General features: G+C 39.1%; 19 protein-coding genes. 10 read left to right on the plus strand and 9 right to left on the minus strand.

The features are described from left to right. Positions 1–22: 22 nt before the first annotated feature. Positions 23–391 (minus strand): four helix bundle protein, encoded by a 369-nt coding sequence (locus tag BM015_RS00190; RefSeq protein ID WP_090653402.1) that lies wholly within the window; start codon positions 389–391, stop codon positions 23–25. A 24-nt stretch (positions 392–415) separates the two neighbouring features. Next, complete coding sequence (locus tag BM015_RS00195; RefSeq protein WP_090653403.1) at positions 416–1708, minus strand: aminopeptidase P family protein; 1293 nt, start codon at positions 1706–1708, stop codon at positions 416–418. 236 nt (positions 1709–1944) lie between these two features. Between BM015_RS00195 and polA the strand changes: the two genes are divergently transcribed. The 10 genes from polA (at position 1945) to BM015_RS00245 (ending at position 14422) form a co-directional block, all read left to right on the plus strand. Beyond that, positions 1945–4767 (plus strand): DNA polymerase I, encoded by a 2823-nt coding sequence (gene polA / locus BM015_RS00200; protein WP_090653404.1) that lies wholly within the window; start codon positions 1945–1947, stop codon positions 4765–4767. A gap of 17 nt (positions 4768–4784) precedes the next feature. After that, positions 4785–5054, plus strand: a complete 270-nt coding sequence (locus BM015_RS00205; RefSeq protein ID WP_177191762.1) for a nucleotidyltransferase family protein — start codon at positions 4785–4787, stop codon at positions 5052–5054. Between the two features lie 195 nt (positions 5055–5249). Next, positions 5250–5432, plus strand: a complete 183-nt coding sequence (locus BM015_RS00210) for a hypothetical protein (RefSeq protein ID WP_090653406.1) — start codon at positions 5250–5252, stop codon at positions 5430–5432. A 126-nt stretch (positions 5433–5558) separates the two neighbouring features. Further along, a complete protein-coding gene (locus BM015_RS00215) occupies positions 5559–5879 on the plus strand; it encodes a hypothetical protein (protein ID WP_090653407.1) in 321 nt (106 codons plus the stop codon). An 87-nt stretch (positions 5880–5966) separates the two neighbouring features. Next, complete coding sequence (locus tag BM015_RS00220) at positions 5967–6638, plus strand: uracil-DNA glycosylase family protein (RefSeq protein ID WP_090655074.1); 672 nt, start codon at positions 5967–5969, stop codon at positions 6636–6638. Between the two features lie 145 nt (positions 6639–6783). Next, a complete protein-coding gene (locus BM015_RS00225) occupies positions 6784–8433 on the plus strand; it encodes a hypothetical protein (RefSeq protein ID WP_090653408.1) in 1650 nt (549 codons plus the stop codon). A 128-nt stretch (positions 8434–8561) separates the two neighbouring features. Next, positions 8562–9017: a response regulator gene (locus BM015_RS00230; RefSeq protein WP_090653409.1), complete on the plus strand. Its 456-nt coding sequence runs from the start codon at positions 8562–8564 to the stop codon at positions 9015–9017. A 54-nt stretch (positions 9018–9071) separates the two neighbouring features. Then, on the plus strand, positions 9072–10265 hold the full coding sequence (locus tag BM015_RS00235) for a hybrid sensor histidine kinase/response regulator (protein ID WP_090653410.1): 1194 nt from the start codon (positions 9072–9074) through the stop codon (positions 10263–10265). 12 nt (positions 10266–10277) lie between these two features. After that, positions 10278–13865 (plus strand): response regulator, encoded by a 3588-nt coding sequence (locus tag BM015_RS00240; protein ID WP_090653411.1) that lies wholly within the window; start codon positions 10278–10280, stop codon positions 13863–13865. A 134-nt stretch (positions 13866–13999) separates the two neighbouring features. Continuing rightward, positions 14000–14422: a YybH family protein gene (locus BM015_RS00245; RefSeq protein ID WP_143075710.1), complete on the plus strand. Its 423-nt coding sequence runs from the start codon at positions 14000–14002 to the stop codon at positions 14420–14422. On the opposite strand, the gene fabF is transcribed toward BM015_RS00245, so the two are convergent. From fabF to BM015_RS00280, 7 genes are all read right to left on the minus strand, one after another. After that, complete coding sequence (gene fabF / locus BM015_RS00250; RefSeq protein WP_090653413.1) at positions 14423–15667, minus strand: beta-ketoacyl-ACP synthase II; 1245 nt, start codon at positions 15665–15667, stop codon at positions 14423–14425. Further along, complete coding sequence (locus BM015_RS00255) at positions 15664–16221, minus strand: TetR/AcrR family transcriptional regulator (RefSeq protein WP_090653414.1); 558 nt, start codon at positions 16219–16221, stop codon at positions 15664–15666. The genes fabF and BM015_RS00255 overlap by 4 nt, the downstream gene beginning before the upstream one ends. 86 nt (positions 16222–16307) lie before the next feature. Beyond that, a complete protein-coding gene (locus BM015_RS00260) occupies positions 16308–17102 on the minus strand; it encodes an undecaprenyl-diphosphate phosphatase (protein ID WP_090653415.1) in 795 nt (264 codons plus the stop codon). 61 nt (positions 17103–17163) lie between these two features. Continuing rightward, entirely contained in the window at positions 17164–17463 is a 300-nt protein-coding gene (locus BM015_RS00265) for a DUF3098 domain-containing protein (RefSeq protein ID WP_090653416.1), read from the minus strand. Positions 17464–17588: 125 nt separating this feature from the next. Further along, complete coding sequence (locus BM015_RS00270; RefSeq protein ID WP_177191763.1) at positions 17589–19136, minus strand: glycoside hydrolase family 43 protein; 1548 nt, start codon at positions 19134–19136, stop codon at positions 17589–17591. A 183-nt stretch (positions 19137–19319) separates the two neighbouring features. Further along, complete coding sequence (locus BM015_RS00275; protein WP_090653418.1) at positions 19320–20465, minus strand: endo-1,4-beta-xylanase; 1146 nt, start codon at positions 20463–20465, stop codon at positions 19320–19322. A gap of 117 nt (positions 20466–20582) precedes the next feature. After that, positions 20583–22565: an alpha-L-arabinofuranosidase C-terminal domain-containing protein gene (locus BM015_RS00280; RefSeq protein WP_090653419.1), complete on the minus strand. Its 1983-nt coding sequence runs from the start codon at positions 22563–22565 to the stop codon at positions 20583–20585. Positions 22566–22608: the final 43 nt, after the last annotated feature.

Genomic DNA, 22608 nt, shown 5'->3' on the forward strand with positions numbered 1-22608 from the left:
GGAGAATGTTTACCGATAACCGTTAACTGTTGTCCGATTCACCAAGCGATCGTATCAGCGCCTGTATCATAGCAACAAGTTTTTCATATTTCTGATATTTATCATCAAAAATACTTTCATTAATATATTTTCTTTGAATGGAAAGATACAAGCATGCAACCACTTCTAAAGCAGAACGGTTTGCAATAACAAGAAATCTTTTGAACTCAACCTTTGACTGAAGTGTTGAGCCTTCTGCAATATTTAAAACAACCGAATCGGCAGCGCGTTTTATTTGAGACGTAAGAATAAACAATTCATCTTTAGGGAAAGATTTCACCATGTCGGAGATTTCGCCACTTAGCCCTAAAGCTAATTGCCATATTTTAAGTTTTTCAAATTTGAAGCCCATCGGTCAACGGTTATCGGTGCACAGTTAACGTTTCATCAGCTTCTCAATCTCTTCCGCCTCAATTGGAATATTCTTCATCAAATCAACATTGCCACGCTTTGTAAGCCATACATTATTTTCAATGCGAATGCCTATCTGCTCCTGCTCTATATAAATGCCCGGTTCAACCGTAAGCACAGCGCCTTCTTTCAATGGCTCATTAAAAGGGCCAAGGTCATGTACATCCAAACCCAGGTGGTGCGAAATACCATGATATAAATACTTACGGTAAGCACGGTTTCCCTTGTCTTCATTCTTCACATCAGCTTTTGTAAGCAATCCTATCTTTATAAAAACTTTTGTTGCCTCCTCACCTACTTTCTCATGATAATCTGCAAGTACAACGCCGGGTTTCAATAAACTTTTTGCATATTTATGTAAATGCAAACAGGCATTGTAAACCTGCTTCTGGCGTTTTGTAAATACGCCGTTGGCAGGCACGGTACGGGTAAGGTCAGCAGCATAACCGGCGTAGTTGGCGCCAAAATCCATCAGTATTAATTCGCCGTCTTTTACTTCTTCATTATTAAAAATATAATGCAGGGTTCTTGCCCTGTCGCCACTTGCTATAATGCTGCTGTAAGCTTCGCCTTTAGCGCGGTTGCGTAAAAACTCATGCATTATCTCTGCTTCAATTTCATATTCCATAACACCGGGCCTTATGAAGCCAAGCAGCCTGCTAAATGTTTTATCAGTAATATCAATAGCCTTTTCAATTACTTCAACTTCATACTTCGTTTTTATGGCCCGCAGCTTTAATAAGATCTTTGCAGCACGTTCATAATTATGCAAGGGGTAACGTTCTTTCATTTCCTGCACAAAACGATAATCACGTGTGGCAAAATAACCGGTTGCTTTACGGTCGTGTTCATTTGTATTTAAATAAATATTATCTGCCGCATGCACCCATTTCTGCAATAAAGCATCCAAAGCATCCAGCCATACCACAGTTTGTATACCTGAAATTTCCTTTGCTTCACTGGCTTTTAACCTTTTGCCATCCCATTTTTCTTTTAGTTCATCCGGCCTTACCAACACCAATACTTCACGATACTTTTCCTCTACATTATCAGGAAATAAAATCACCATTGTATCTTCCTGTTCAATGCCGCAAAGCCAGTACAGGCTTGTATTTTGCTGAAACCTGTAAGTGGCGTCAGCGCTCGTTGGCACCTCATCATTGCTGTTAAAAACGGCAATGCTGCCTGGCTTCATTTCTTTAATAAAACGCTTCCTGTTTTCAATAAAAATTTTTGGATTTAATGGCAAATGTTTCATACAATATCACCCGTTGTAAATTGAAGAATAATTATTATGTCACCGGTTGCAGTGCGGCGTTTGCAAAAATCAAGGCATTTTCTTAATAAAGCAATTAAAAGTTTACTAATTAGGAAGTCGATAGCCCATGGCCCATAGACCATCGATGCAATGATTATGATTGTAATTTATTAAGTCTAAAATTTTTGCTGCAACCTTCACAAAATTGATTCAGTGCATGGCCTTATCTTAGCAAGATGGATAAACGTTTGTTTTTGCTGGATGCTTATGCACTCATCTTCCGCGCCTATTATGCTTTAATACGCAACCCGCGTATTACTTCAAAGGGAAGAAACACCAACGCACAGTTTGGTTTCACGAATACTTTGATCGATCTCATCAATAAAGAAAAACCTACACATCTTGCCGTATGTTTTGATGTGGAAGGCAAAACAGAACGGCATACTGATTTCACTGATTATAAAGCCAACCGCCAGGAAACACCTGAAGACCTTGCCGAAGCTATTCCTGATATTAAAAAAATTATAGAAGGCTTTAATATTCCATGCATTGGTGTTGAAGGATATGAAGCCGATGATGTAATTGGCACGCTTGCATGGCAGGCGCATGATGCCGGCTATGATGTTTATATGGTTACGCCCGACAAAGATTACGGCCAGTTAGTGCGTGATGGCGTAAAAATTTATAAGCCCGGATACCAGGGCGGCAGCTTTGAAATTCTTGGCCCTGCTGAAGTTTGTGCTAAATGGGATATTGAAAAGGTAGAACAGGTAATTGATATTTTAGGATTGATGGGCGATGCCGTTGATAACATTCCGGGTATTGCGGGTGTGGGCGAAAAAACAGCCGCCAAATTGCTGAAAGAATATGGCAGCCTTGAAAATGTGGTGGCGAATGCAGAAAATATTAAGGGCGCATTGGGCAAAAAAATTGTTGCCGGAAAAGAGTCGGCGATACTCAGCAAAAAACTGGCAACCATTATAACCAATGCACCGGTTCAGTTTCATGAAGAAGAATTTTGTTTAAAGGAATGGAATAAGCCTGCATTGATTGAAATATTTACCGAGCTTGAATTTAAAACCCTTGGCAAAAGAATTTTAGGCGATGATTTCAATGTGTTTCAATCTGCACCTGTTGGTGTGCAGACAGATCTCTTCGGCAATGCTATTGAAGGGGCTGCCGCAAGAACCATTATTGAAAAAACAGAAGATAAAGAGATTGACGACAAAGGGCTAATTACATCAAAAAATATTACCAATTCACCACACGAATATATTTTGGTGGATGAAGAAGAAAAGATAAAACAGTTGGTTAATGTATTAATGCAGCAAACAGAAATTTGTTTTGATACAGAAACAACCGGCATTGATGCCAACGATGCAGAACTGGTAGGCATGAGTTTTTCGTATAAACCCGGTGAAGCCTGGTTTGTAACCTGTACAACAGACTATGAAGCCACCTGTAACCTGCTTGAATTATTAAAGCCTTTATTTGATAATCCTGACATTACATGGATTGGCCACAACATAAAATACGACCTGCTTGTTTTAAAATATTATAACCGTGAAATAAAAGGCCAGGTTTATGATACCATGCTGGCGCATTATGTGGTTGAGCCTGATGGCAAGCGCAGCATGGATTTGTTAAGCGCCCAATATCTTGGTTATGAACCTGTGCATATTGAAGAACTTATCGGTAAAAAAGGTAAAGGCCAGGGTACCATGCGTGATGTGGAAATACAGAAATTAAAAGATTATGCTGCAGAAGATGCAGATATTACTTTACAGTTAAAACACTCATTGCACCCTTTACTAAAAACTAAAGATGTTGAGCGTGTTTTTTATGAAGTGGAAAATCCATTGGTTAAAGTTTTAACCGATATGGAATTTGAAGGCGTGATGATTGATGTTCCTTTTTTGCTTAATTATTCAAAAGAACTGGAACGTGAAGCTTACCAGGCTGAACAGGCTGTATATGCCGGTGCAGGCGTTAAGTTTAATATTGGTTCGCCTAAACAATTGGGCGAAGTATTATTTGAAAAACTCAATTTGAACCCATCGGCCAAAAAAACAAAAAGCGGCCAGTATGCAACAGGCGAAGATGTATTAATGAAACTGGCGCATAATAATCCTATTGTTGCAGATATTCTTGCTTACCGCCAGCTAACAAAGCTAAGGTCAACTTATGTTGATGCTTTGCCTTCATTGATAAACAGGAAATCCGGCCGTGTGCATACAACTTACGGGCAGGCTGTAGCTGTTACAGGAAGGCTTGCGAGCAATAATCCCAACCTGCAAAATATTCCCATACGCACAGAACGTGGAAAAGAAATACGCAAGGCGTTTATTCCAAGGCAGGGCAATGTTATCATCAGTGCAGATTATTCGCAAATTGAATTAAGGATTGTTGCAGCAATAAGCGGTGATGAAAACATGTGCAATGCTTTTAAAAACAATGCAGACATTCATACAGCTACTGCGGCAAAAGTTTTTAATGTAGAGGCTGCAGATGTTACAAAAGAAATGCGCTACAAGGCAAAGAGTGTAAACTTCGGTATCATTTATGGCCAGGGCGCTTTTGGCCTGGCCGACAACCTTGGCATAAGCCGCACAGAAGCGAAAGAAATAATTGATAATTATAAGAAAGAATTCAGCGGTATTACAAAATACATGGATAACATGATAAACTTCTGCCGCGAGCATGGTTATGTGCAAACATTAATGGGCCGTAAACGCTGGCTGAAAGATATTAACTCCGCCAACTTCACCGTACGTGGTTATGCAGAGCGCAACGCTATCAACTCTCCCATCCAGGGCACGGCAGCCGACATGATAAAAATGGCGATGATAAAGATTCATGATTCCATGAAAAAAGAAAAATTAAGAAGTAAAATGATCATGCAGGTGCATGATGAACTGGTGTTTGATGCTGTGCCATCTGAGCTGGGTGTATTGCAACCGCTCATTTTAAACAACATGAAAGCCGCATTGCCTTTGCCGCATGATGTGCCTGTAGAAGCAGAATTAGGCATAGGTGATAACTGGCTGGAAGCGCATTAAAAAATTAAATTTTATTTTTGATATATGACCAAAGAAAAGATTATAGATATTTTACAAAAACAGAAGCCTGCAATGCAAAAAAATATGGGCTTTCTGAAATTGCTTTATTTGGTTCATTTAGCCGGGATAAGCAAACCGCAAATAGTGATATTGATTTGCTGGTTGATTTTGATACCACTCCCGGGTTAAGTTATCTTGATATGCTGTACAACTTTGATAAATTATTTGAAAGGGAAGTACAGGTAATTACAAAAAGGGCTAAAGCCAAAGTATTTGAAGGCTATTGAACAAGATTTAATTTATGTCTAAACGGGATGATTTATTATTGGTTGATGACATAATAGATGCATTGAAGGCCATTCTTGTTTTTACAGAAAATTAAACCTACGATAATTTTGCCGTTGACAGAATGTGCAAGGATGCCGTTGTAAGAAATTGTGAAGTTCTTGGTGAGGCAACAAACTATATTTCTCCTGAATTTTATGAAAAAGAAAAGTTCAAACAAAAAAATCTTAAAGCCGCAGCAACAATCACCCAAGGCATCAGAGGCTGCACATGAAGCCGCGGAAGCAGATATTTCGAAAGACTTTGACCTTACGCCGCCGCCTGATCCTGCTGCAGATCTTGATGAGGGAGAATTGGCAAGATTTGAAGGCGGAGATTAATTATATTATGTAATTTTTATGTGGAAAAAAATGTATTGTTTATAACAGCATAAAACAATACCTTGCCGCCGTTGATGCTTGCTACCGTATTGGATTGCTTATTATTCACCATTAAAAAAGTGTACTATGTCAATTCTTACACTCGAAAGGCTCTCAAAAATCTACTACCAGAAGTTTCTTAGAAAAATTGCGGAAGATTATCGCGACATTAAAGAGTATGTTGAATCTACACCGCAGGAAACTAAAAAATTACTGAAGTTGTTCCAGTTGAGAAACGAGGCGCACCGCGAAGAAAATGGCGCAGACAATCCCAGGTTCACAGAGATCATCGAATTCCTGCGATCCTGCAAAGAGTCGAAGCTGGTGATGCATATTGTAAAAGTTAAAGACCAGTTACTTACTATTTTAACAGATACTAATTATACAAAAGTTGTAGGCCTTTTATAAACATTATTCTTTGTAAGAAAACAGGTGCAGGCTTTAATAAGTTTGCACCTGTTTTATTTTATTCAAAAACCATTTGCAAATACCATTATGTTCAGCAATAAAGTTCTCCGGTTCCTGTTCAATCTTAAATTGCCCTTTGCATTACAAAACGGCGTAGAAGTACTGGATGCGCATCAGCGTAAAGATGTGCAGCAAGCATGCACTGCATTCTATAAAAAATATTATAACGATAACAGCAAACGGCATACTTTAATAGGCATAAACCCAGGCAGGTTTGGCGGTGGTATTACCGGTATTCCGTTTACCGATCCCATCCGTTTGGAAAAGAATTGCGGCATTAATAATGATTTTCAAAAAAAACAGGAATTGTCTTCCGTTTTTATTTATGATATGATTGACGCTTACGGCGGCAGCGAAGCATTTTACAAACACTTTTATATAACAGCCATGAGCCCGCTTGGATTTATAAGAAATGGCAAAAACCTGAACTATTACGATGATAAAGTTTTGCTTAAAGACATTCAGCCTTTTATTATTGATTGCATGCAGCAGCAAATTGATTTTGGTTTAAAAACCGATGTATGTTTTTGTATTGGCGAAGGTGAAAATTTAAAGTACCTGCAAAAACTGAACAATGAACATAAATGGTTCAACCGTATTGAAACGCTGCCACATCCAAGGTTTGTAATGCAATACAGGTTAAAAAGAAAAGAAGAATTTATTGAATCTTATATATCAAAATTAAAATCCGTTGTTTAACAAACAGGGGCATTTCATCTACATTTTTGTTTATAAATAATCATTAAATACAAAGTTTTATGTATTTAATGATTGGTATAAAATTGGCCTTTAAAAATAGTCATAATTAATATTGACTACCACAAATAATTTAATAGCCTCAAGTTTGAAAAAGATCATTATTATCACTGCTTCTGTTATAGCCGTTCTCCTGATTGGAATATTCATTTATTTAAAAGTTAGAAAGAGCGAAGATTTTGAGCCTTTAATAAAAGCAAAACTTCAACAGGTTATAAAAGAAGCTTCTGACAGCTTGTATATTTTAAACCTGGATAAAATAGAAATTGATGTTGTAGGTTCTAAAATTAAAGTACATAATGCTGAACTATTAATTGATTCAACACGCCTTAACCAGTTATTGGCTGAAGGAACCGCACCGGTTGATGTTTATAAAATTTCATTATCTGACCTGCACATTGATGGCTTTAACATTGCTGACCTGTTAGATAAGAAAAATATAAACCTCAATGCGCTCAATATAAAAAATCCTACTGTAGAAATTTATCATCCGGTCAATAAACGGGATACAATTTTTAAAGACACAGCAACGCTTTATTCACGCATACAAAAAAGCCTTGGCCACTTCAGCCTGCAAGACCTCTCTATTTCAAACATGAACTTCATTTATCATAATATAGCTGAAGAAAAAGAGAAGCTTACTACGTTCAGCAACGTTTCAATGCGTTTCAATAATATTGAAATTGATTCAACCACCCAGTTTGATACAAGCAGGTTTCTGTATGCCAAACAGGCAAATATTTATATTCCAGGTTATACTTTCAGAACGCCGGACAGCATGTATTTTTTAAAAGCTGATACGCTCATTCTGCATGCGGCGCAAAAATCAATTGACGCAACCGGCCTTGCTTTGCAGCCGCGGTACAGCAAGCAGGACTTTGGCAAACATCTTAAATTTTATAAGGACCGTTATGATATAAAATTTAAAACGGCCAGCTTTAATAATATTGATTGGTATAACCTTTTTTTAGGAGAAGGCTTTACAGCAAAACATGCGGAATTTAATAATGGTTCAATGGAAGTGTATGCTGATAAAAATATTCCGCCCTCACCCAAATCAAAAATCGGGAACTTTCCACACCAGTTACTGGCAAGATTAGATATGCCCGTTGATATTGATACTATCTTAATAAAAAACTTTGAATTCACTTACCGGGAGCTTAATATAAAAACACAACAAACCGGCGCTGTTACATGGACCGATATAAGCGGCCAGCTAACGAACGTAACCAATGTGCCCGAAAAAATAGCCGCAGATAAAATAGTAAAAGTTGCAGCGCAAAGTAAGTTGTTCAATGCAGGAAGTTTTAGTGCAGTGTTTCAGTTTGATATGACGAAAACAAAAGATGGCGATTTTACGCTGGACATTAACCTCGGGCCAATGGATGGCACAGTTATAAACCCTGCTTCAAAAACGTTAGGCCTGTTTGAAGTAAACAGCCTGGCGATAAAAAAATTAAATGCACATATTATAGCCAATAGTTATAAGGCCCGCAGTTCCGTTTTATTTGTGTATGATGATTTAAACATTACGGCTTTAAAAAAGCAGGAGGAATCAAAAAAATTAAAAAAGAAAAAGCTGGTTAGCTTTTTTGCAAACACATTCGTTATTAATAAATCGAATACGATGAATGATGCCAGGCCGGAATATGTAACCTATCAGCGTGATCCGCAACGTTCATTTTTTTCTTTAATATGGAAATCATTATTAAAAGGCATAACAAATACAGCTTCGTAATTTTAAAAATTGTTTCCAAATTATAACACGGCTTTGCATTTAAATACATTTAGAACTATATTTTTGCTACCAAATTTCCCTGTGTCATAAAATATTTATTTTACGACAAAAAGTAATTAAACCTTTATATGTCCGATTACATTCGTTTTTTTCTTATTGATGATGATGCTGATGATGTTGCGATTTTTAAAGAAGCAGCAATGGAAGCCAACCCCGCATTGGAAATTATTAATGCCGGCAATGGCCATGAAGCTTTAAAAATTTTAAAACACACTCCCGGTAATTATCCAAACGTTATTTTTTTAGACCTGAATATGCCGCGCATGGGTGGCAAAGAATGTCTTGCCGAACTAAAAAAAGATACTGCTCTCCGTAACATACCCGTGATTGTTTACACAACATCTTCCCAATCGAAAGATATTGAAGAGGCTATGCTGAAAGGCGCTATATGTTTTATTACAAAACCCACCAGCATAAAAGAGCTGAAGCATATATTATCAACTATTTCAAAACACGTGAACGGTAACCTTGAAAAAACTTTGCGCAATCTGAGTAATACGTCTTCCGCTTTTATCGTTTGTTGATTTAATGTGTATTTTGCCAACTGCTTATCAAAATTATAAAACAGAAAAAGCAGTATGATTCTTATTGTTGACGACAAAAAGGAAAATCTTTTTTCACTTAAAACATTGTTACAGTTAAACCTGTATGATGTGGACACTGCTGTATCTGGAGAAGAAGCATTAAAGAAAATTCTTAAAACGGAATATGAGCTTATAATCCTTGATGTGCAAATGCCCGGTATGGATGGCTATGAAGTAGCCGAAAATATTACAGGTTACAGCAAATCAAAAGACATTCCTATTATATTTCTTTCGGCCGTAAATATTGATAAGCGCTTCATTACAAAAGGCTACACCTCAGGCGGTGTTGATTATATTACCAAGCCTTTTGACCCCGATCTTCTACTACTTAAAATAAAAACCTTTGCAAGGCTTTACAGGCAAACAAAAGAGCTGAATGATATTAAACATAACCTTGAACAAAAAGTAGAAGAAAGAACAGCTGAATTAATTGAAGCCAATAAAGAACTGGAAGCCAGCAATACTGAATTGCAGCAGTATGCTTTTATTGCTTCGCATGATTTGCAGGAGCCGCTTAGAAAAATCATCACGTTCAGCCAGATAGTGAAAGAGCGCTTTATGGAAAACACCGATGCCAGCCAGTATATCAACAGGATTATTGCTTCGTCTGAAAGAATGCGCACCCTTATCAACGATCTTTTAAGTTATTCCCGGCTTGCCACTGATCCTGATTTTGTAACTGCTTCGCTCAATATAGTTATCCGCGGCGCTATTACCGATCTTGAACTGGTTATTAAAGAAAAAAAGGCAACTATTAATGTTGATAATCTGCCAACGATTGAAATGATACCTGACCAGATAAGGCAGGTCTTTCAAAACATCATCAGCAACGCTATTAAGTTTGCAAAACCAGGCGCTGCCCCCGAAATGAAAATATGGAGCGATTTCACAAAGGAAAAATCTGCTGAAAGCAAAGCCGCTGAAAAGGGCGTTTATTGCCGCATTTACATTGCAGATAATGGCATTGGCTTTAATGAGCAATACCTTGATAAAATCTTTACCATGTTTCAGCGCCTGCATGGAAGATCAGAATACCAGGGCACAGGTATTGGCCTGAGCATTGTAAAAAAAATAATTGAAAAGCATAATGGCCTTGTTACAGCAAAAAGCAGGGAAAATGAAGGCACAACATTTATTTTAGTATTGCCTGTGTCTCAGGCTGTAAAGCCATCTGCTGTTTTATATTAATAAATTTAAATTATGAACTCAACCTTCAAAAGAAATTTATTGCTGCTTTATGGAATTTCTTTTTTGCTGCTTATAGTGAGTGCAATAGCATCTTATGCGAGCATAAAAGGTTTATTGAACAGCCAGGAAGAAGTAGTGCATACTAATCAGGTAATTAATAAGCTGGAAAATGTTATATCAGCTTTAAAAGATGCGGAAACCGGCCAGCGCGGTTTTTTACTAACCGGCGAAGAACGCTTCCTGGAACCATATACAGGATCGCTTCCAAAAGCATATTCACTTATCAGCGAGATAAAAGACCTTTCTGCTGAAAACAATTTGCAAACGCAAAGTGCAGAGCAGCTCAGGCAGCTTGTTGCAAAACGTTTCAGCAGTTTGCAAACACACATAGATAATAAACGAAAAGGTATTTCTCCTTCTGATAGTTCGCTTGATATGGGCAAAGCGTATATGGATAGTGCAAGGCAACTGGTGCAACAAATGGAAAACAGGGAAAACGATTTTTTAAAGGCCCGCACAGCAAGCATGAACAAGCTTTCAGAATCTACCCCAACAATTATTATCATAGCTTCTTTACTGTCTTTTGCAGTGGCATTGCTTTCTTTTTTCAGGGTAAACAGCGACCTGGAAAAGAGAACAAGACTGCAGGAAGAACTTGAGCAAAAAGATAAGGATATAAATAGCCGGCTTAATATTGTTCAAAGTATAGCAGATAAAATTTCAGCCGGCAATTATAAAACAAGAATAGGCGATGCAGGAAAAGATGTATTGGGCAATATTTCCCTGTCACTAAATAAAATGGCAGAGTCGCTTGATTCAGCTTTTACAAACCTGTCGCATAACGAATGGCTTCAAACCGGCATGGCGGGCCTTAATGATAAAATGATTGGCGAAAAAAATCTTAACCAGCTTGCCTACAACATTATTGATTTTATAACGGCCTATACAAAAATACCGGTAGCAGCTTTTTATCTTGCCGAAAATAATTCCCTTGTATTAACGTCCGGAATTGCGCTGGATGAAAGCAAAATAAAAAAAACCATAAACCTTGGTGAATATCTTGTAGGCCAAAGTGCAAAAAGCGGCAAAGAACTTTTACTGGAAGATATTGATGAAACGGATATGATGATATCTTTTTCATCAGGCAGTTTAAAACCTAAAAACATTATAGCCGTTCCTGTTTTTTTTGAAGGCAAGCTAAAAGGCGCATTGGAGCTGGCTTCAATTAAAGAAATAGATGATTTAACCAAACAATTCCTGCGCAGTTCAAGTTATAACATTGGCATGGCCATTCACACGGCACGCAATCATCAGCGGCTGGAAGAATTGCTGGCTGAAACACAGGCCCAGTCTGAAGAACTGCAAAGCCAGCATAATGAGCTGGAAAATATTAATGCTGAGCTGGAAGTGCAGGCAGAAAAACTGCAGGCTTCAGAAGAAGAACTTAAAGTGCAGCAGGAAGAATTGCTGCAATCCAACGTAGAGCTGGAAGAACGCAGCCGCCTGCTTGAAGAAAAAAATGAACTGATACTCGAACGTAACCTTGAAATACAGGCAAAAGCAGAACAGCTTGAATTAACTACAAAATATAAATCTGAATTTCTTGCAAACATGTCGCATGAATTGAGAACACCGCTTAATTCCATCCTGTTACTGGCAAGATTATTATCAGAAAATCACACCAGCAATTTAAGCAAGGACCAGATTGAATATGCAACAGTTATTCAAAACTCCGGCAATTCATTGCTCACGCTTATCAACGAAATACTTGATCTCTCTAAAATAGAATCAGGCAAAATGGAACTGGAGTACAGCGATGTGGCTGTTAAAGACCTGGTGAATGAATTGAATGCATTATTCGAACCGCTTGCAAAAGACAAGGATATTATCTTCAAGATTGAGAAAGATGAATCAGCAACTGAATACATAGAAACAGACCGGCTGAAGCTGGAGCAAATTCTGCGCAATCTTATTTCAAATGCACTGAAATTTACCAAACGCGGTTCTGTGACCCTGAATATTAAAAAAATAAAAGACACTGTTGTGTTCACTATTACGGATACGGGCATTGGTATTCCGGCAGAAAAACTTGAAACAATTTTTGAAGCTTTCCAGCAGGCTGATGGCTCAACCAAACGCCAGTACGGCGGCACAGGGCTGGGACTTTCAATAAGCCGTGAACTTGCTAAACTTTTATCCGGGCAAATAACAGTAAGCAGTGAAGAAGAAAAAGGCAGCACTTTTACACTCACCATCCCCGCAAACCGGAAATCATCTTATAAGGCGTCTGAAATTACTGCGGCTGCAGTTGCGGAAATTGAGCCTGAAATTGTAGATACACATCTTACCAAAACACAAAACAGGGAATATATTTCAGATGTTATTCCTCAGCCTGTTCCGGATGACAGGAATAACATTTCAGCCACAGATAAAACCATTCTTATTGTGGAAGATGATACTGCATTTGCCAAATCGCTGCTCGAATTTACAAGGCGGAAAAAGTATAAAGGCATTGTGGCTGTGCGTGGCGACGAAGGCATTGAACTTGCAAGAAAATATAAGCCTAACGGTATTTTGCTCGATATACAATTGCCGGTAAAAAGCGGGTGGGAAGTAATGGATGAATTAAAATCAGACCCGGAAACAAGGCCGATACCGGTGCATATCATGTCGTCTTATGATGCAAAAACAAAAAGCCTGCTTTCAGGCGCTGTTGATTTTATAAATAAGCCTGTAGCTTTCGAAAAAATGAGCGCTGTTTTTCAAAGGATAGAAGATGCACTGAGCAAGCATCCTAAAAAAGTAATGATCGTTGAAGAAAACCCCAAGCATGCAAAAGCGCTGGCTTACTTTCTTGAGAGCTTTAATGTTTCCGCAGAAATAAAAAATTCAATTGGCGAAGGCATAAAAGCATTAAACGAGCAAGATATAGACTGTGTTATTTTAGATATGGGCATACCGGCGCAGGGCTCTTATGATACACTGGAAGAAGTAAGAAAAACGCCGGGCATGGAAAGCCTGCCTATCATCATATTTACCGGCAAGAATTTAAGCCATGCAGAAGAAATGCGCATTAAACAATACGCAGATTCCATTGTTGTAAAAACAGCACATTCCTATCAAAGAATACTGGATGAGGTTTCGCTGTTTTTGCATTTGGTAGAAGAAAGCAAGAAAGATAAAAAATCATCCAAATACAAACGCCTGGGCGAATTTGAAGAAGTATTAAAAGACAAAACAGTTTTAATTGCAGATGATGATGTGCGCAATATTTTCTCGCTTACCAAATCGCTGGAAAATTATGGCATGAATGTAATTTCAGCCATTGATGGCAAGGATGCATTAAACCAACTGTCGCAGCACAAAAACATCGACATCGTTTTAATGGATATGATGATGCCTGAAATGGATGGTTATGAAAGCACCAAACGCATTCGTGAAAACCCGAGATACAGAAAGCTGCCCATTATTGCGGTAACGGCAAAGGCCATGATGGGCGACAGGGAAAAATGTATTAATGCAGGCGCATCGGATTATATAACCAAGCCTGTTGATGCAGATCAGTTGATTTCTTTATTACGCGTTTGGCTATATGATTAAATAGCCAGTAAACTATGTGTTTAAACTTGCGGCAAAAACCTTTTAAATATTTTATCATCCATACTGTTCAAACGGCTTAATAATTGTTAAGCACATTTAAAGTTTTTACTGCATCATTTATTAAAGATTTAGCTATGATAAAACGTATAATATGTATAATGCTGATGGCTGCAACTGTAAACGCTGCATTCAGCCAAAACGATGATAAAGCCAATGTTCTCGCTGTTGAACGAAATGTGGCAGATGCCTTCAGTAAGCATAGCATTCCAACACTCCTGGCTATTTTCACGGATGATGCCACTATCATTACGCCGTCCGGCCAGTTAATTACCAAACAGCAACTGCAGCACCGGGCACAGCCAATCAACGGGCTTACGCTGTCTGATATGCAGGTAAAAATTAAAGGGAATATTGCCATTGTAACCGGGATGCAAACAGAAACAGGTAAAGATGCTTCAGGCGGCCCTTACTCATTAAAAAGCTATTTCACCGATGTGCTTGAAAGAAAGAATGGTGCATGGTTAATAACAGCCAGCCAGGCCACGCCGGTTCAATAATCAATCAATATATTTTTTAAAAATTGTTGTGGCAATATGCCCGCCAAAACCGAATGTATTATTCATGGCGTAATGCACTTCTTTTTGTTGCGCCTTATGCAGCGTGAAATCAAATATATCTTTAAACTCAGGTTCTATATCTGTTGAATTAATCGTTGGCGGAATTATGTTTTCCTGAACAGCTTTAATGCAGGCTATGGCTTCAATAGCGCCTGCTGCACCTAAAAGGTGCCCTGTCATTGATTTTGTAGCGCTGATATTTAAATTATTTGCTTTGCCGAAAATTCTTTCAGCGGCTTTAAGTTCGCTAAGATCGCCTTGCTGCGTTGACGTAGCATGTGCACTTAAATAACCTATGTCTGCCGGTTGAATATTTGCATCTTCCAGTGCAGCAAGCATGCCTAAATAAGCGCCTTCACCGTCAGGATGCGTTCCCGTTAAATGATAAGCATCGGCAGCCATGCCACCGCCTGATACTTCAGCAATAATAGTGGCGCCGCGCTTTTTTGCATGTTCCAGGTCTTCCAGTATAATTGCGGCTGCGCCTTCTCCCATTACAAAACCGTCCCTGTTTATATCAAAAGGCCTCGATGCCAGTTGCGGATTATCATTCAATGTTGAAAGCGCTTTTGCCGACATAAAGCCGCCTACTGCGCTTTGGGTTATGGGCGCTTCAGAACCACCTGTAATAATCATATCGGCTTTGCCCCATTTTATATAATTAAACGCATCAATAATGGCAGTATTGGAAGTAGCACAGGCTGAAACAGTAGCAAAGTTTATTCCTCTTAAACCATGTTTAATTGAAATAACGCCTGATGCAATATCTACTATCATTTTAGGAATGAGAAAAGGGCTAAACCTTGGTGTTCCATCTCCAAGCACAAATTCAGTTAGCTGTTGATCATAAGTAGTTACACCGCCATTACCTGACCCCCATATAACACCAATGCGGTTCCTGTTGAGCTCATCAAAATTTACGCGGGCATTGGCAATTGCTTCATCTGCTGCGATAATTGCATATTGGGTAAACGGGTCATATTTGCGCGCCTCCGCTTTATTAATAAAATGCAGTGGATCAAAATTTTTAAGCTCGCAGGCAAACTTCGTTTTGAACTTCGTTGTATCAAATTTTGTTATCGGCCCAGCGCCATTCTCACCATTTATCAATGATTTCCAAAAATCATTAAGATTATTACCAATTGGCGTTAATGCGCCCATTCCTGTTACAACAACCCTTTTCATTTATTATTAGTTAAGTCGTTAATAATTGTTTGTTTAATTTTCTCAAAGTCCTTCTTAGTTGTTAGTCTTGTAAGTTGTACTGCGGCCAGCATATTGGTTACTATCATTAAGGCCTTGGTTCGGGCATCAATATCAAAGTAAAAAACTTTTTTTGCACGGCCTTCCTCCAAAATTGCAGTTACCCACCCAAGTATATGTTTAACCAGTTTTTTAAGTTCATCCTGAATTTCCGGTTCTACTGTATATAGATCAGTGGCCAAAGAGCCCACAAGACATATTTTATTTTCACTTTTAGCAATGGTATATATTGAAAAAAAAGCATTCATTTTTTTCATGCAATCGCTATCCTGGTTATTTTTAATAATTGCGGATAACTGCTGCTGATGTTGATGAATGATGGCTATGCCAAGGTCTGTTTTAGTAGGAAAATGATAATGAACAGATGCATTCTTAATATTAAGCTGCCTGGCAATATCGGTAAAGCTAAATGCGTTGTATCCTTTTTCACGAATAAGCGCATCTGCAATTTTTACTATTTCAATCCTGGTATCCATTTTTGAAACGGCAAATATACTTACCTATTAGTAGGTAGGCAATTTTGATTTAATTTATCCGGGCTGCTTCAAATAAAAGATGGGTTTTACAGCATCCCTTTCAATGCAAGCACGAGAATAACAACACCTAAAATAATACGGTAAACACCAAATGCTTTAAACCCATGCTTTTGCAGGTAGCCAATAAAAGATTTTACAGCAATTAAAGCCACGATAAAAGACACCACGGCGCCAATTACAAGCACACTTATATTGCTGCTAACCAAAGTATCGGGATGATCTTTATATACATCCCAGAAACTTTTTACCGAAGCGGCAAACATGGTTGGAACGGCAAGAAAAAATGAAAACTCAGCAGCGAGTGTGCGGGTTAATTTTTGCTGCATGCCGCCTACAATAGTTGCAGCGCTGCGGCTTAAGCCTGGCAACAAAATGGCAAGGCATTGAAAACAACCAATTGCAAATGCTTTGGGCAATGATATTTCCCTTTCATCATCAATATTATTGCGCTTGAAGAGTTTATCAATAAACAGCAGCAATATACCGCCACCAATCATAACGCAGGAAATGAAGATCAGGTTATCCAGCGCGGTATCAATATAATCCTTTAAAATAGCGCCAACAATGAGCGCCGGAATTACAGCAATGATGAGCTTGAGATAAAAAGTAGTGCGTTTGAAATCGAAGAATTTTTTATAGAAAATTACAACAACTGAAAGTATGGCCGCAAACTGAATAACCACTTCAAACATATCAACGAAGGGCGACGGTTGTATGCCAAGAAAAGGGTTGGCAAAACGCATGTGCGCCGTGCTCGATATAGGAAGAAATTCGGTTAAGCCTTCAATTATAGCAATAATAATAGCCTGGAAAATTGTCATAGCCTGTTTTGGTGATTATTATATTAATCAGGATAAAAAAAGAAAAGCGCTTTACAGCGCTTTATGCCTTTGCAGTTTGAACAGGCTTACGAAAGATTGCGTAAATCTCCACCAGCAAGCCAAGCACAATAAGTATGGGTGCTATTGTAACTCTCGTTGTGCTGTACACAACTTTATAATCGAATGTATTGGGATCTGTGTTTTTTCCACCGCTCATCAGCACCATTCCAAGTATAATAATGATGCCGCCGATGAGCATCCATTTATAATTTTCTTTATTGAATAATGCCGGTGCATCCGTGGCTTTCGCGGCTTTTACCTGCTGAGGTTGTGGTGATGTTTGTTTTTTTAATTCAGCCATTATTATGAATTATAAACCGCAAGATAGGGATTTGGATTTTAGTTGCCAGAAATAGTATTTAATAAAAACAATTTTAACTAAAGCCAGGCCGGTTTCACTAATCAAGCTATCAACTATTCAACCCCCTACTCCACCCTTAGCCAATCCACATCAACATAACCGCCAGGCATTTTAGTGGCGTAATTAAACAAACAGAATTTATTGCCGGTGAAAATTTTCAGGTTGAACTTCATCGCTAATGCATTGCCAAAAGGCTTGAACGTTTTATTATCCGTACTGTATTCAAATGTTGCCAGCGAAGTGGCGTTGGAAGCTATGGTGCGGAAGTAAATTGTTGAAGCGCTAACCGCTGCCGACTCAATTGTTTTGCCATTATTCACCATAATTATATATTGGCTGCTGCCATTTTGCTTAACGCCGATATAAGCATAAGGGTCCTGGAAAACCGCAAGGCCTGCTATGTCGCCATCTTTCATTTTGCCCACATCCATTTTTGTTGTTGCAATAGTGGGTTTGGTTTGATCATGTTTAGCAAATGGCCTTTGCGTTAGCGTGTTACGCGCCATCGTGAACGTTTGCGTTATGCCCGATGTTTTCAATCTCAAATAACCGGGCCTTTCCATGAGCGACCATTTTGCATCATCAGGGTTGTGGTTCCAGCCCCACTGCATGCCTAATTTTTTATCATCAAATTCATCGGATGTAGCAAAATTTTTAATGGAATATTTTTTACCAACGTTAGGTTTTCTATAAGTTGTTACCGCTTTACCATTCACGCCAATCATCGGCCAGCCATCTTTCCAGGTTACGGGTTGCAATGAAGGAAAGCGCCCAAAAGGGCCGCTGTCAACAAACAATATCGTCCACCATTCACCGGTTTGTGTTTCAATTAATGCGCCCTGGTGAATGCCATAATTAATACCTTTTGTTGTATCGTAAATGAGCAGCTTTTGTTCATAAGGGCCATAAATATTTTTTGAACGCAAAGCGACCTGCATGCCATCTCTTCCACCATAAGTGCAATACAAATAATAATAACCGTTTATTTTATACACGTGCGTTCCTTCAAGCCCTTTGCGAATATCGCCCGTATAAACAAGTGAATCCGGGCCAATGGCTTCAAGGCTGTCATTAACTTCTGTGATGGAAATTTTGTTGTAACCCTGCGCTACATATACTTTGCCATTGTCATCAAAAAATAAACCGGGATCGTAAAAACCTTTCGGCAGGTGTGTAATGTGCCAGGGCCCTTCAGCTTTATCGGCCGTGCACATAAAGCCGCCTTCATTCAATGTTATGAATAAAAGATAAAATTTATTGTTATGATATTTTATGCTTGTTGCCCACTGGCCATGCCCGTAACGGCTGCAGGTATCAAGGTTGTAACAATTGCTGAAATCGAAGCGGGGCAAGGCATTGCTGCAATATTCCCAATTTACGAGGTCATGCGATTTTAAAATGGTAACGCCTGGAAAAACAAACATGGTAGTGGTAACCATATAATAAGTATCGCCAACGCGAATTACATCCGGATCAGGAAAATCTGCAGAAATAAGCGGATTGGTATAGGTGCCGTCGCCATTATCGCTATGCACATTTTGCGCATGCGTTATGTTTAAGAAGAATAACATAAACAATAGTGGTAATGCAACCATTTTTAATCTTCGTTTCATCAACATTTTATTAAAAAATTAATTCAAAGGAATTATCAATAACAGTCCAAACCATTTTAACAGCAAAAGCAAATACTCAATATTCAATACACAATAATCAATGCTCCATTGTAAAACGCCCCCAAAATGATTTAAATATTGATTTTATGCGCATTCATCCTGTCAATCTCACAATCCTATAAATCAAGGTTCAGACATTGGCACATTCAACACAGCCTGCAATGCAGGCTTTGGCTCAAGGTTTCTCAGCCATAACAAAGTATAGTTTGTCCTGCCCGGGATAGGATAATCATTTTTCCAGCTCATGCCATCATGCACGCCCCATAATGTTACCCTTGCAATCTTATCCCTGCGTTTATAAAAAATGGAAAATAATTCTGCATAACGATTGGCAAGCACAGTTTGCATGCTATCCGGCAAGCCTTTCTGATAAGGATCAAAAAACGCCTTAAACTCTTCCAGTTGAAATTGCTTGTCTGCCATTCCCTGCCCTATAATTTGTCCTTCTTTGGTTAGCGGCAACACATCCACATCCAGTTCTGTTATCATCACTTTTACACCGCAGGCATAGTAGGCATCTATTGCCTGTTCAATATATTCCGTCTTCGGATAATTCAAACCCCAATGGCCCTGCATGCCCACCCCGTCAATGCGGATGCCTTCCTGTTGAAGCATCTTTATCATGCGCACAATACCATCTCGTTTGGATGGCCGCCATGCATTAAAATCGTTGTAGTATAATTCAGTATTAGGTGCATATTGCGCTGCAAATCTGAAAGCATATTTTACCAGCGTATCGCCATTGCCAAAGGCTTTCACCCAGGCTGTGTTTTCGCGGTAATTGCCATCATCACCTATCACTTCATTCACCACATCCCATGCATTTACACGCCCCGCATACCGCCCCGCCACAGCCTGTATATGGCTTCTTAACCTTTCTATTTGTTCTTCTTTTGTATTCGGTTTTCCTTCTGCATTTGTAAAAAACCAGCCAGGGCACTGGTTATGCCATACCAGTGTATGCCCAACAATAAACAGGTGATGTTTTTCGCCAAAAGCAACAAAATCATCAGCGGGACTAAAATTATAAACGCCGGGTTTTGGATTAATGAGCGCCGCTTTCATCACATTCTCCGGCGTAATTACATTGAACTGTTTGAGCACAATATCCTGCGTGGCTTTATCGCTGCCTGAAGTGATAGCGGGTGTAATTGCCGTACCCATTAAAAAAGCATCTTTATAAACATCTTTTAATGTTTGCGCTGATACAAAAGTTTGCATGCAGCAAGCAAGTAAAATTCCGTTGAATATGTTTAAATGTTTCTTCATGGTTGTTGATTAAATTATCAGGTATTTTTTATTGAACAATGCCGTGTCAAAGCATTTCTATCATCATCATGCATTTATACTTTCACGATTGACCATTCACGATTGACGAAAAAGCCCTCACTTCATTTTTATTCTTATTACCGTTAAGCTCATTGGCGGCGCTGTATAATTGAACGTTTTACTTATGTTATATGCCGATGTAACTGGTGTTATATTGTTTTTTTCCTGCAATGTATTCTGCGCATTTGCATCGCCGGTTAGTACGGTTTTTTCTGCCGCAGGCTGCATTTTTTTAAACCTGGAAAGATCAACCTTCATGGTTTTGGCAACAGCGCTGTCATAATTCACGAGCTTTAAAATTATGTCACTCGTTTTGCTGTCCTGCACACAGGAAGCAGCCAGCGATGAATCTTTCGCATCTTTCTTAATCACGTTGCTGAAATACAGATCGCCACGGTTAGCCGAAAACAATTGCTGCACGTAATAATTTGGCGTTAGCGAGGCCGTAGTGTTATTGAAGAATATCATATCGGTCGTCCACTGCGTAAACTTATCTTTTGCAAACAACGGTGCATAAGAAGCCATTCTTACCACATCGCCATTGCGTTCAAGCGATGTCATGTAAACCGCTTCTGCAATGGCATTCCTGAGTTTGTTGCCCCATGAAGCATATTCACCAAGATATACTTCCGATGAATCACGGTTATATTTATCGTAACGGTATTGATTGGAAATAAACCATTTTGGATCGGTGTAATAATGTTCATCCACAACAGGCACCTGCAACTGGTGCGCAAACTGCCATCCTTTTTCCCAATCTTCACCACTGTGAAAAGGGCCTGCCGTACCTATAACTGTTATTTCAGGATGCTTTGCTTTTACGGCTTCATAAATCATTTTAAACCTTGATTCAAACTCCGGCGTTATCTTATCTTCATTACCAATACCTATATATTCAAGATTGAAAGAAGCCGGATGGCCGGCAGCAGCACGCTTTGCGCCCCATTCAGATGTAACCGGCCCATTCGCCCATTCAATAAGATCTAATACTTCCTGAATATAGTCCTGCATTTCATCCATCGGCAATGCTTTTTGCCCCGTTCCGCCCACACGCCAGGTACCGCCTGAATTCTGGCAGCTTACAGCCGCAGGCAAAACAGGCAATGGCTTGGCGCCGATGTCTTCACAAAACTGGAAATATTCATAATAACCAAGCCCCACCGTTTGATGATAGCCCCATATATTTCTTTGCTCCACACGCTGCTCTATCGGGCCAATGGTATTTTTCCAGCGATACATATTATCAAGGCCATCGCCATGTGTAAGGCAACCGCCGGGAAAACGTATGAAAGCCGGGTGCATATCAGCAAGTAACTGCGCTAAATCTGCACGAAGCCCGTTGGCACGGCCTTTAAATGTGTTTTGGGGGAAGAGAGAAATTACATCTAATGCAAGCTGGCCTTCTGTTGCAGCCAGTATAATAAGGCTCGCCGTATCATAGGTTTCCGAAGCAGTAAGCGTGGCTGTATATTTTTTCCAATCTTTTGACGCAGTGGAAATATTGGTTTCAGCAATATTTTTTCCATCCTTTTTTTGCAGGCTTATTTTTAAAGTAACAGCCTTTTCAGAAAGTTGCCGGGCAAAGAATGACAAGTTATATTTTTCACCGGCCTTTACAACCATACCTTCAAAACCTGGATTTTTTATGCCCACGCCGGCATCGCCTTTAAAGCTTTCTTCATGCCCCACATGCTCCGCCGTAAGCACCATATAATGCGGGTTGTTTGCATGCACCGGTTCATTGGTTTCCACGCTTATTTTTCCATAAGAATAACCCGGCGTAATATATTCCCAGTAGGAAAAAGGGTTCCATTCGCGGCGCTCTGCCGGGCTGTATTCAAACGAACGGTTTTGAACCATTTCAGCATATAAACCGCCGTCGGCAGCATAATTAATGTCTTCGAAAAAAAGGCCGAACAAATCGGTGCTTATCTTCTTGCCGCCTGTCGTTTGGCTTTGCGCCACAAGAGCGCAGCTGCAGGCCACACCAGCAAGCAATATTATTTTTTTGAAAGAAGCAAGTTTGGTAAAACGGTTCATGTTTTGGATCTGTTTTATATAATGCAATTGAAAAATTATTGTT

This window comes from Parafilimonas terrae (genome assembly GCF_900115755.1).
GTDB classification, from domain to species: domain Bacteria; phylum Bacteroidota; class Bacteroidia; order Chitinophagales; family Chitinophagaceae; genus Parafilimonas; species Parafilimonas terrae.